Source organism: Streptomyces sp. DT224, from assembly GCF_049844595.1.
Taxonomy (GTDB): Bacteria; Actinomycetota; Actinomycetes; order Streptomycetales; family Streptomycetaceae; genus Streptomyces.
Map to the genome: position 1 here is coordinate 287,726 of NZ_JBNCLI010000002.1, position 12,023 is coordinate 299,748.

At 72.4% G+C, this 12,023-nt stretch carries 8 protein-coding genes; 4 read left to right on the forward strand and 4 right to left on the reverse strand.

The annotated features are described in order from the left end of the window. Nucleotides 1-195: 195 nt before the first annotated feature. Together ACLQ2N_RS05005 and ACLQ2N_RS05010 are read right to left on the reverse strand one after the other, a co-directional pair. Nucleotides 196-3,138: an FG-GAP repeat domain-containing protein gene (locus ACLQ2N_RS05005; RefSeq protein WP_425809422.1), complete on the reverse strand. Its 2,943-nt coding sequence runs from the start codon at nucleotides 3,136-3,138 to the stop codon at nucleotides 196-198. Next, nucleotides 3,138-5,696, reverse strand: coding sequence for a S8 family serine peptidase (locus ACLQ2N_RS05010; protein ID WP_425809424.1), 2,559 nt, complete (start codon nucleotides 5,694-5,696; stop codon nucleotides 3,138-3,140). Before ACLQ2N_RS05010 ends, ACLQ2N_RS05005 begins: the two co-directional genes overlap by 1 nt. Before the next feature lie 245 nt (nucleotides 5,697-5,941). Between ACLQ2N_RS05010 and ACLQ2N_RS05015 the strand changes: the two genes are divergently transcribed. Further along, nucleotides 5,942-7,237 (forward strand): hypothetical protein, encoded by a 1,296-nt coding sequence (locus ACLQ2N_RS05015; RefSeq protein WP_425809426.1) that lies wholly within the window; start codon nucleotides 5,942-5,944, stop codon nucleotides 7,235-7,237. 15 nt (nucleotides 7,238-7,252) lie between these two features. Beyond that, nucleotides 7,253-8,272 carry a DUF389 domain-containing protein gene (locus tag ACLQ2N_RS05020; RefSeq protein ID WP_425809428.1) on the forward strand — a complete coding sequence of 340 codons (1,020 nt, stop codon included), beginning with the start codon at nucleotides 7,253-7,255 and terminating at the stop codon, nucleotides 8,270-8,272. A gap of 6 nt (nucleotides 8,273-8,278) precedes the next feature. Here ACLQ2N_RS05020 and ACLQ2N_RS05025 read toward each other — a convergent pair whose 3' ends face one another. Then, on the reverse strand, nucleotides 8,279-9,715 hold the full coding sequence (locus ACLQ2N_RS05025) for a phytoene desaturase family protein (protein WP_425809430.1): 1,437 nt from the start codon (nucleotides 9,713-9,715) through the stop codon (nucleotides 8,279-8,281). An 87-nt stretch (nucleotides 9,716-9,802) separates the two neighbouring features. Here ACLQ2N_RS05025 and ACLQ2N_RS05030 point away from each other — a divergent pair, with 87 nt between their 5' ends. After that, nucleotides 9,803-10,645 (forward strand): nucleotidyltransferase domain-containing protein, encoded by an 843-nt coding sequence (locus ACLQ2N_RS05030; protein ID WP_425809432.1) that lies wholly within the window; start codon nucleotides 9,803-9,805, stop codon nucleotides 10,643-10,645. Nucleotides 10,646-10,651: 6 nt separating this feature from the next. Here ACLQ2N_RS05030 and ACLQ2N_RS05035 read toward each other — a convergent pair whose 3' ends face one another. Further along, entirely contained in the window at nucleotides 10,652-11,083 is a 432-nt protein-coding gene (locus tag ACLQ2N_RS05035) for a MarR family winged helix-turn-helix transcriptional regulator (RefSeq protein WP_425809434.1), read from the reverse strand. Nucleotides 11,084-11,173: 90 nt separating this feature from the next. Between ACLQ2N_RS05035 and ACLQ2N_RS05040 the strand changes: the two genes are divergently transcribed. Continuing rightward, nucleotides 11,174-12,019, forward strand: coding sequence for an SDR family NAD(P)-dependent oxidoreductase (locus tag ACLQ2N_RS05040; RefSeq protein WP_425809436.1), 846 nt, complete (start codon nucleotides 11,174-11,176; stop codon nucleotides 12,017-12,019). Nucleotides 12,020-12,023 lie beyond the last annotated feature (4 nt).

Genomic DNA, 12,023 nt, shown 5'->3' on the forward strand with positions numbered 1-12,023 from the left:
CCATCGCGCGGCGGGTTCGGGACCGCCGTCACGAGTGACCTGAAATCCACCGAAAAGGCGTATGCGGAGCAGCGGTGCTGTCGGGCCGTGGCCCGCTGTGTGGCGCGCGTTCATGAGGGCGCCACTGTAACCGGACACGCGGAGGACCCTCCGGGCGGTGCCCGGAGGGTCCTCGGTTCATGCGGTGGGACGGGTTCAGGAGAGCTTGAGCGTCACCATGTTCGGCGTCGAGTCGTTCGAGATCAGGTAGCGGCCGCCGACGAGGTCGGCCGCCGTGTCCACGCCCCGGTCGTCGAAGTTGAGCGAGACCACCTCGTCGGCCCCGTCACCGTCGAAGTCGGCGGTGGCGTAGTTGCGGCCCGCGGAGATGCTGGGCGACGCCCCCAGCGCGTCCGGGTACATGTGCTCACCGTCGAGCAGACTCGGGTCCCAGAGGTAGACACCGCCCTGGACACCGGTGACGATCACCTTCTGGCCGCCGGGGGCGGTCAGCCAGCCCCCGCTCCGGGAGTCCGGCACCAGGAACAGCGTGCGGTCGTCGCCGCCGGCCAGGAACGTCCGGAGGGTCGCCGCGCCCGCCTGCATGAGGGCACCGTCGCCCTCGAAGTAGTTGCCGTGCGTCCACAGCCCGCCGGTGTAGGTGCGGTGCAGCATCTCTCCGGTACGGCCGTCGCGGATCTCCGTGACGTTGTACGGGATGAGGGTGTCCGTGGCGTTGGCGCCGATGGGCGCCCACGCGACCCAGGTGTAGACGACCGCGTGGCCGTCCGCGTAGGGGATCTCGGGCGAGGCGAACACCGCGCGGTCGAGGAGACCGGTACGGAGCTTGCCGTCCACGGCCGAGGCGGGGGCCTTCGGCTCGATGGACCAGCCCTCCGCCCCGGTCTTCGCGTCGAGCTGCACGGCCCGCATCACGGGGGCGTCGATGTCGATGGACTTGACGCTGGTGTACTGCACGTACACCTTGCCGTCGCCCGTCGACGCGTCGGAGAAGAGCACGTCGCCGGCGCTCTCGGGCGCGGCGTAGGTCCACAGCGCCTGGCCGTCGCCCGTGTAGGCGCGCAGGGCGTCGGTCGGGACGAGGATGTCGGCCTTGTTGTCACCGTTGACGTCGGCGAGCGTGACGGACCGGACGAACTGGCCCCCACCGTCGATCGTCTTCAGGACCTTGCCGGTCCGCGAGTCGAGGACCACGACGGCGCTGTCCGCGGCGACCACGATCTCCGGCCGCTTGTCCCCGGTCACGTCCGCGGTCTCGATGCGGTGCACCGAACCCGGCAGGGTGGCCTGCCACAGCTTCTTCGGCGTGCCGTTCAGCAGCGAGGTGCCGGAGTAGGCCCAGACGCCGTGTGCCTCGCCGCCGCCGACGAGGTCGTCCTTCTTGTCACCGTCGACATCGATGCCCTTCGCGTAGGCCATGGATGCCTGGAGCGGCGTGAGGTGCTGCTCCTTGCCGTCCTTGAAGGCGTACGTGCGGACGTCCTGGTCGCCGTCGACGACGCGGATGTGCCGGCCGCTCTTGTCGCTGAAGACGTCCTGGAACATGGGGGACGCGGTGGCGCCCTTGGTCTGCCAGCTCACCTTCCCCTTGCCGGTGAAGACGGTCAGCGACGCGTACCGGCCGCCCGAGTTGGCGGCGGTCCCGATCTCGGTGTCGTCCTGGGCGGCGGCGACCAGCTTCTTGTTGACGACGTCGAGCCGCCAGGTGACGGGCGCGTCGCTCGGGTTGCCGGCGGCCCGCTTCGTGGTGTGCTGCCACAGCGCGGTCTCCGGGTCCGAGCCGTCCAGGACCCGGACCGTGCTCGCACCCACGAACAGGTCGTCCGTCAGCGAGGACTCGCTGACGGCGTACTCGGCCTTGGTGTTCCCGGTCAGGTCGCCGACCGCGAACGCGGTGGGCAGCACGTTGACGCGGCTGTCCAGGGTGGTGCGGCGGCCGTCACCCAGGTCGTAGGCGGCCACCTCGTAACGGAGCTCGTCGGAGGTGTCCGCCTGCTCCACCGCGACGATCTGGTTGCGTCCGGCGTCCAGGCGCAGCTGGCGGCTGTAGAGCGCGCTGTCCATCTGCCAGACGACGGAGCCGTCGCTGGTGTCGAGGACGAGGGTCCGGCCGCGCGCGGCCGTGCCCTCCGTCTTGCGCAGGTCCCAGGAGACGGCGACCCTGCCGTTGCCGAGGTCCTGAATCGCGCCCCAGGTGGCCGGCTGGATCTCCTCGGTGTCGTACGTCCAGGTGCTGGACTCGGACAGCTTGCCGTCGGCATACGAGAAGCGCGTGCCGGTCAGCTGCGCCGTCTCGGAAAGCGGGGCGCGGTCGTTCAGGCGCGGGACGGTGCCGACGAGCAGGGCGCCGTCGACGACCTGGACCGTGGTCGCGTAGGAGTAGAACTTCGACCAGACGGTCTTGCCGGTCTTGCCGTCCAGGACGGTGACGATCGTGCCGGAGGTCATCGTCGTGCCCGGAATCCGGACGCCGGTGGGCGGGTTCTCGCCCACGCTGGCGGAGAAGACCACGTCGGGCACACCGTCACCGGAGAGGTCACCGCTGCCGTAGCCCTGGTCGGACGTGGGGGTGAAGGGGCTGACCGCGTTGTAGCCCATCTGGACGAGCGGCGGGTACAGCTCGGTGTCCCACACGCGGAGCGGCTTGACGCCCCAGTCCGCGTAGAGCGACGTGGCGCTCCGGGTCCACTGCTCGGTGCCGTCGGCGGCGGAGCGCGCGACGTGGCCGAAGCTGTGCAGCGTGAAGTAGTCACCGTTCTTGCTGTCGGCCGGCATGGTGGCGCCGAAGCCCTTCACGCCCTCGACGGACGAGGTGGGCGTCATGGTGACGTGAGCGGCGGCGTCGGTGGTGGCGGCCTGAGGCGCGGCGGCCTTGGCGGACGCGTCCGGCTGCGAGCCGTCGGCGGTGCCGACGACCTCCGCCGGGTCGCTCTTGTCGGTGCCCGTCGTGTCCTGGCCGTACTGGCCGGCCTGCAGGCGGTCCGTCAGCTTCTTGGCCTGGGCGCTGGTGAGGCGCACGCCGTGGCTGCCGTCACCGCTGTCGGCGGCGAGGGCGTGCGGGGCGGCGGTCAGGGCCAGGCCGGCCGCGACCAGTCCGGAGGCGAGCCGCAGGGCGCGCCGCGAGGTGTGGGCTCTCATCACTTGTCTTCCTGGGCGATGTGGACGGCCGAACCGGCGCTCAGAACCGGCTGGTTGAAGGAGTACTGCAGGGCGTCGTCGCCGGTCTGGTTCTCGATGCCCACCGTCGCGCCCGCGCCGCGGTCGGCGACGGACTGGTACTGGAGGGTGACCGAGCCGGTGGCCTCGTCGAAGACGGCCTCGAAGGTGGCGCGGTCTCCGGAGCCGTCGGCGTAGGCGGCGTTGTTCCAGACGATGGCGAAGGAGCGGTTGCCCTTCGAGCCCGTGACCGCGGTCTGCACGCTGGACTTCTTGTCGAGGAGCAGGTCGTCCCAGAGGACGGCGACGGTGCCGTTGGGCCGGGCCGCCGAGGGCAGCGCCGCGTTCATGTAGTCACCGATGCGCGGCTCGAGGAAGTTGATCAGGCCGTTGGTGGAGACGGAGGCGCTGGTGTAGGAGACGCCGTACAGCTTGACCGGGAAGGGCAGCGAGACCGTCTTGGCGTCCTCGTCACCGGTGAGCGCCACCTTGGTGGAGCCCTTGATCCAGGAGTACGTGGCCGGGGAGCAGGTGTTGCCGTAGGCGTCGGTGCGGTTCGGAAGCTTCACGTTCGCCGTCTTGTCACCGTCGACGGTCAGCGAGCCACGCGAGACACCATTGCACAGGATCGGCGCGGCCGGGCTCACGGTGAGGGTGTAGCTGCCCTCGGAGACGGCCGGCAGGGTGTACGTGCCGTCGGTGCCGGTGGTGACCGCGGGGACCGGGGAGCCGGTGACCTGGACGGTGGCCTTGCCGAGCGGGCGGCCCTGGACGTCGAGGACCTTGCCGGAGACCTTGTGGACGGGGACCGCGTTGAGCGCGAAGTCCTTGCCGAGGGCCTGGCCGGCGGTGACCGTGACGTCGGAGAGGGTGGCCGGGGCGAAGCCGTAGCCGCTCAGCCGGAAGGAGTACGTGCCCGGGGCCAGCGTCAGCCGGTAGGTGCCGTCGGCGTGGGTGCTGACCTCACGGGTGCCGGTGGCGCCGGTGGCCTCGATGGTGATGCCGGCCAGGGCGGCGCCGGTGGCCTTGTCGGTGACCTTGCCGGTCATCGTCGCGGCGGTGTGCGGGGCCTTGTCGACGGAGGCGAGGATGTCGAGCTTGCCCTCACCCCACACGTTGTTCATGTCGGCGGTGCCGCCGCAGTGGGTGTCGTCCACGTCGGTCGCGCCCTCGTTCAGCAGGGCGCGGGTGGCGTCGATGTCGCCGATGAGCGAAGGGGCGGCGGACCACAGCAGGGCCACCGAACCGGCGAGGTGCGGCGTCGCCATCGACGTACCGGAGATCGTGTTGTACGCGTCGCCCGGCCAGGTGGAGCGGACGTCGACACCGGGGGCGGAGATGTTCGGCTTGGCGGAGCCGTCGACCAGCGAGGGACCGAAGCCGGAGAAGCTGGCGATCTTGCCGGTCGAGTCGTAGGCGCCGACACCGTAGGACGAGGCCTGCGAGCCCGGCGGGTGGGTGGTCGAGCAGGTGACGCCGTCACCGTCGTTGCCCGCCGCGAAGGCCTCGAAGATGCCCGCGGCGTTCCAGGCCGTCAGCATGTCCTCGTAGAACGGCGTGCCGGCGTCCTCGTTGCCCCAGGAGTTGTTCACGATGTTCGGGGCCAGGTCCGGGCGCGGGTTCTGACCGTTCGCGTCCGTCGGCGCGAGAATCCACTGGCCGGCGGCGAGCAGGCTGCTGTCCGTGCACAGGTCCGACTCGCAGCCCTTGGCGGCGATCCACTTCGCGTTCGGGGCGACGCCGACGCCGTTCTTGCCCACCATGGTGCCCATGGTGTGGGTGCCGTGGCCGTTGTTGTCGCAGGGCGCGTCGGTCGGGCACTCACCGCTGGCGTCGTACCAGTTGTAGTCGTGCGTGAAGGAGCCGTCCCCGTTGTTGCCCCGGTAGTTGTCGACCAGGTCGGGGTGGTCGTACTGGACGCCGGAGTCGACGTTGGCGATGACGATGCCCTCGCCGCGGTCCTGGTAGTCCTCCCAGACGCGGTCGGCCTTGATGTCCTTGACGCCCCACTCGGGGGTGCCGGCCTCCGCAGCCTGTGCCTGCGTGGCGGCCTTCACGGCGGCCTTCGTCTGGGCCTCGGTGGGCTTCGACGCGATGTCGTCCAGCTTGTACTGCTGTTCCTTGACGATTCGCTCGACGTCCGAGCGCTGCGCGAGCTGCTCGACCAGGTCCTGGTCCCCCGTGACCTTGACCGCGTTGGCGATCCAGAAGTCCTGGTGACCGACCTTCTTCTTGTCGAGGAAGGTGTTGAGGGACTGCTGGCTGGTGTGGGCCTTCGCCTTGAGCTCGTCGAACGCCGACTCCGCCCGCGCCGCGTGGCCGTGCTTGCGCTTGGCGGTCGTGAGGTCGGCCTTGTCCTTGAGGACGACGAAGAACGTGCTCTCGCCGCCCTTGTCCACGGCCTTCATCAGCGCGGAGTCGACCGGGGCGGTCGGGCCGGTGGCCGCGGCGGCGGGCGGGGCTATCAGCAGGCCCGTGACGGTGAGCGCTGCTGCCGCCCAGGCGGCAGTTCTCCGCCGGGGCGATCGGGACAGGTGCATCAGGATGCTCCTCCTGGAACGGTACGGGGGAGCTCGCACGTTAGAAGAAGGGCGTTACTCGGGCATTACAAGTCCGCCCCGAACGATGTTTCCGCAGGTCAGGCCCGTTCTCTGGGACTTCACGGCAGGCCTCGCGGACAGGCCGCGCACCACGGTGGCGGACCCCGTTCGGCCCACCCCGCTCGCGCGAACCCGCCGATGAACGTTGCCTGACAGTCAGACAAATCGGACGGCTGGGAGGCGCGGTGGCCGGCATCGGCGCGAGTGACGGCTCCTCAGCCTCGGAAGTCCGGGCCCTGCGGGACCGCGTGACCGCGCTCGAACAGGAGCGCGCCCGGCCGCCCCGGCACCGCGGCCGCTCCTTCCTCGCCGCCGTCCTCGTCGTCCTCGGCTGCCTGCTCGCCCCGCTGTCCGTGGTCGCCGCCTGGGCGTCCGACCAGGTCGGGGACACGGACCGTTACGTGGCCACGGTCGCCCCGCTCGCCTCCGACCCGGCCGTCCAGGACGCCGTGGCCGACCGGGCGACCGACGCGCTGATGGCCAGGATCGACCTGTCCGCCCTGCTGTCCGGGGTGTCGCCGGACGACCGGCCCCGCCTGGAGAAGGCGCTCGGGCGCCTCGGCGGTTCGCTGGAGGACGCCGTCCGCAGCCTCGTCCACGACCGGGCCCGCGCGGTCGCCGCGTCGGACGCCTTCGAGAAGGTGTGGACCGAGGGCAACCGGCGGGCGCACCGGGCCGTCGACAAGGCGCTGACCGGGAAGGGCGGCGGCGCGGTGGAGCTGACCGACGACGCCGTCACGCTGGACCTGGCTCCCGTGATCGATCGGGTCAAGCAGCAGCTGGTGGACCGGGGCATGGCGGTGGCCGGGCACATCCCGGAGGTCCACACCGACATCACGCTCGTCAGGTCGGACGACGTCGGCAGGGTCAGGACGTACGTACGGGTCCTTCAGTTCCTGGGCGACTGGCTCGCCGTGATCGCCGTCCTGCTGATCGCCGGGGGCGTGCTGCTCTCGGTGCGGCGGCGCCGGTCGCTGGTGGCGGGGGCCCTCGGCGCCGCCATCGCCGTCGGCTTGCTCGGCATCGGGCTGCGGATCTTCCGGGCGCTCTATCTGGACGCGCTGCCGGCCGGGGTCTCGCCGGGGGCGGCGGGCGCGGTCTACAACGCGATGACCCGGTTCCTGGGGACGACGGTACGGATGGTGGTGGCCCTCGGGGTCGTCGTCGCACTGGCCGCCTGGCTCACCGGTCCGGGCCGGCGTGCCTCGACCGTCCGGGGGCTGTGGACGTCCGGGATCGGCGCGGTGCGGGCCACGGCCGACGGGGCGGGGCTGCGGACCGGTCCGGCCGGCCCGTTCGTACGACGGTTCCGGGCCTGGTTCACCTGGCTGCTGGTGGCCGCCGCGCTGGTGGTCTACCTGCTGTGGGCGCACCCGACGGGGTGGGTCGTCGTCGGGATCGCGCTCTGTCTGCTGTTCCTGCTGGCGGTGGTGGAGTTCCTGGCGGCCGGGGACCGGGAGCCGGGCGTCGGGCCCGTCTGAGAGAGGAGCGAGGAGATGGCGGGAGTCGACGCGGACGCCGTCCGGAGGATGACCGGCGCGCTGTTCATCGAGCGCGGGCTGCGCAGCCCGAGCTCGACCCGGTTCTGGGGGCTGCTCGTGCTGGCCGCCGTCATCGCGAGCGCGGGGGTGGTCGGGGACTCCACGGCCACCGTGATCGGGGCGATGATCGTCGCGCCGCTCATGACGCCGATCCTCGGCTGCGCGCTGGCGCTGGTGCTGGCCCGCCGCCGCCAGGTGGTGCGCTGCCTGCTGCTGGTGACCGGGGGCGCGCTGGCGGTGGTGGCGATCGGAATGCTGCTGGGCTGGATCGCGGCCCCGCCGGACGCCTTCGCCTCCAACAGCCAGGTCTCCTCGCGGATCAGCCCGCGCCTCATCGACCTGCTCGCCGCGCTGGCCACCGGCACGGTCGGCGCGTTCGCCCTGGTTCGCGCCGACATCTCGGACACGCTGCCGGGCGTGGCCATCGCCATCTCCCTGGTGCCGCCGCTGGCCGTGACGGGGCTGCTCCTGACGGTGCACCGGTACCACGACGCCGGGGAGTCCGCGCTCCTGTTCGCGACCAACGTGGCGGCGATCGTCGCCACCGGGACCGTGGTCTTCCTCCTGTACGGCGTCCGGGCGGGCGCCGAGCGGGCGGACATGCGGGTCGGGCAGTTCCGGGGCTGGACGCTCGTGGCGGTGGCCTGTGTCGTCGTGCTGGTCGCCGTGCCGCTCACCACCGGCACGATCCGGGTCGCCCACGACCGCGCTCTGGCGGCCGACGCGCGGCCGGTCGCGGAGCGCTGGGCGGCGACCGGGAAGTGGCAGATCGCCTCTGTCGAGGCACGCAACGACGTCGTCGTGATCGGTGTGCTCGGCCTGCCGCCGCAGCCCGCGCCGACCGAGCTGCGCCAGGCGCTGGACGACCACGGCATGCGCGACGCCGACCTCGAACTCCACCTGGTCGGCGGGCGTACGCACTGGTGCCCTGCGGACACGGACACCTGCACGGTACGGAGGGGCGGGCGCGGCTGAGGCGGTTCAGCGGCGGCGGCCGGGCTCCCCCGAGGCGCGCAGCCTCCGCCACACCGCCTTCGCCGCGTGGTGTCCGGACATGCCGTGCACCCCGGGGCCGGGCGGGGTCGCCGAGGAGCAGAGGAAGACCGCCGGGTGCGCGGTCGCGTACGGCACGCGGGCGAGCTTGGGGCGGATGACGGTCTGGAGGCCGGCGAAGGCGCCGCAGGCGATGTCGCCGTCCACGTAGTTCGCGTTGCGCTTCGCGATGCCGGGCGGGCCGGCGACCGCGCGGGCGAGGACCAGGTCGCGGAAGCCGGGGGCGAACCGCTCCAGCTGGCGTTCGATGACCTCGGTGGCGTCGCCCCGCCAGCCCGCCGGGACATGTCCGTACACCCAGAAGACGTGCTTGCCCTCGGGGGCGCGGGAGGGATCGACCAGGCTGGACTGCGCGGTGATCAGGAAGGGGACACGGGGGTCCCGGCCGTCGACCGCCCGGTGCAGCGCGTCGTCGATCTCACCGGCGGTGGGGCCGATGTGCACGGTGCCGGCCCGGCGGGGCTCCTCGGCGGTCCACGGCACCGGGCCCGACAGGGCGTAGTCGATCTTGAAGCAGGAGGCGCCGTAGCGGTACCCCTGGTAGGCGCGGCCGAGTCCGGCGATCCGGGCGAGGGCGGCCGGCGAGGTGTCGAAGACGTAGGCGCGGGCGGGCGGCAGTTCGTCCAGGCGCTTGACCTCCGTACCGGTGGTGATCGCGCCGCCCAGCTCCCGGAGGTACGAGGCGAGGGCGTCGGAGATGGCCTGGGAGCCGCCGCGCGGCACGGGCCAGCCCCGCTCGTGCGCGGCGAGCGCGAAGAGCAGGGCGATGCCGCCGGTGGCGATGCCGTTCGTGGGCGCGATGGCATGTGCGGCGAGACCGGCGAGCAGGCCGCGCGCCCTCTCGCCCCGGAAGCGGCGGGAGAGCAGGGAGGCGGGCTGGATCGCGTCGAGCCCGAAGCGTGCCCAGCGGTACGGGTCGCTGGGCAGCCCGTCCCACGGGGTGCGCAAAAAGTCCCGGGCGAGGGAGTCCCAGTGGCCGAGGTAGGGGGCGAGGAGCCGGCGGTAGGCGCCCGCGTCCCCGGGGCCGAGCGACATCGCGGTCTCCCCCACCGAGCCGGCGAGCACGGCGGCGGTGCCGTCGGGGAAGGGGTGGGCGAGGGCGAGGGCGGGCTGGATCCATTCCAGACCGTGCCGGTCGAGGGGCATCGCGTCGAAGGCCGGGGAGCCTATGGCCAGCGGGTGCACCGCCGAGCAGGGGTCGTGCCGGAAGCCGGGGAGCGTCAGCTCCTCCGTACGCGCCCCGCCGCCGACCGCGGGCCCGGCCTCGAAGACCTGGACGGCGAAGCCCCGGCGGGCCAGTTCGACTGCGGCGGTCAGTCCGTTGGGGCCCGCGCCCACCACGACCGCATCGAGCATCGACGGCACCTTCGGACTCCTTTGTCAGCCGACGGTCGGAGCACCCAGGATATTCGCAGGCACCGACAGCCGGGGGGCGGGTAGTGTCCTCGCCCGATGACATCGGAGAACCTCGCGAGCCCCGCCGGCTCCGCAATGACCGCCCGGGTCGCCGAGATGGCCGACCGGCTCACCCACGTGCCCGGCATCCGGGCCGTCCTGCTCGGCGGCAGCCGCGCCCGGGGCGCTCACCGCCCGGACTCCGACTGGGACCTGGGCGTGTATTACCGCGGTACGCCGGACACCGCCGCCCTGTCCGCGCTGGCCGCCGCCTTCCAGGGCTCCCCGGTCGAGGTGGCGGGCCCCGGCGGCTGGGGGCCGTGGGTGAATGCCGGGGGCTGGCTGCGGGTGGACGGCGTCCAGGTCGACTGGATCCTGCGCGACCTGGGCCGGGTCGAGGCGGTCTGGGCCGGCTGCCGCGAAGGCCGCTACGAGGTGGGGGTCCAGCCGGGCCATCCGCTGGGCTTCTGGTCGCCCGCGTACCCGGGCGAGGTCGCCCTCGGGCGCGTACTGTCCGACCCGGACGGGGAATTGACGGCTCTGCAGCAGGAGACCTCGGTCTACCCGGAGCCGCTGCGCGAGGCGCTGGCCGCCGCGGCCTGGGAGGCGGAGTTCTCGGTGGCGGCGGCCCGCAAGTCCGCCCCCGCGGGTGACCGGCTGCATGTCTCCCTCTGCCTCTCCCGGGCCTTCGGCATCCTCGCCCAGTCGCTCCACGCCCACCACCGCACATGGTGCCTCAACGAGAAGGGCGCCCTCGCCGCGACCGCCGCCCTGCCCGGGACCCCGGCGGGCTTCGCGGACCGGGTGGACGCGGCGCTGCGGGGCCTGGACGCGGCGGCGGTGGAGACGGCCGCGGAGCTGGTACGCGAGGTGCGCGCGGTGCTGGACGCCGCTTCCTGACCGGGCTCAGTCCGCGCGGATCGCGGTGACGCAGCGGGCCAGCAGGTCGCGGAGGGTGTCGCGTTCCTCCGGACTGAGCGCGTCCGCGATGCGGCGTTCGATGCGGACCGCGCGCTCGTCGGCGAGGCGCAGGGTCTCCGTGCCGGCCTCGGTCAGCCGGGTCTCCAGCATCTTCTGGTGGTAGGGGTGCGCGGACCTGGCGATCAGGCCGCGCTCCTCCAGGTGCTTGAGCACCCCCGCCATCGCCTGGGGTGTCACCAGGCACGCCCGGGCGAGCGCCGCGCCGGAGATCCCGGGGTTGTCGGAGAGCGCGAGCAGCGCCGCGTACTGCGCGACCGTGAGTTCGGCGTCCTTGAGCGCGGCGCTCTTGGCTGCCATGAGGGCCTGCTCGGCGCGCTTGATGTCCAGGCCGAGGCGTTCACCGGCGGTCATTCCCATGGTCGCGAGCGTACAGCGCCGGATATACAGCAGGATCCGAACCCAAGGCAAGCGTGGAATTTGTATCAAGCTCTTGATATAACTCAAGCCATGGATACCTACACGGCACCCGACACCTTCAACGGAACCGTCCTCATCACCGGCGCCACCCAGGGGCTCGGCCTCCACCTCGCCCGCGACCTGGCCGGGCGTGGTGCGACGCTGCTCCTGCACGGCCGCGACCGCGCCCGGCTCGACCGGGCGGCAGCCGAGGCGCGGGAGCTCTCGGCCGGTCGGGCCGAAGTCCGCACCTATCTCGCGGACCTGTCCGACCTGGACCAGGTCCGGGCCATGGCGGCCGCCGTACGCGCGGCCGAGCCCCGGCTCGACGTGCTCGTCAACAACGCGGTGGCGGGCGGCGGAAGCGAGCCACTGCGGCGCGAGTTCGGCGCCCAGGGGCACGAACTGCGCTTCACCGTCAACCACCTGACGCCGTATCTGCTCACCAAGGAGCTGCTGCCGCTGCTGTCGGCGTCGGCGCCCGCCCGGGTGGTCCAGGTGGCCTCGATGGGGCAGCTTCCCGTCGATCTGGACGACGTCATGATGGAGCGCGGTTACGAGGGCCTTGAGGCGTACTGCCGGAGCAAGCTCGCAATGATCATGGCGACGTTCGACCTGGCCGAGGAGGAGACCGCCCGCACCGGCGTCACCATCAACGCGCTGCACCCCGCCCATCTGATGGACACCGAGGGCGTACGCGCGTACGGGCTGACGCCGGCCGTCTCCGTCGAGGAGGGGGTACGCCCGACGGTGCGGCTGATCACCGACCCGGCGCTCGCGGGGGTCACCGGCCGCTACTTCGACCGGTTCACGGACGCGCGGGCACACGACCAGGCGTACGACCCCGAGGCCCGCAAGCGCCTCACCGCCCTCACCCGGGAGCTACTGGGCCTCTGAGACG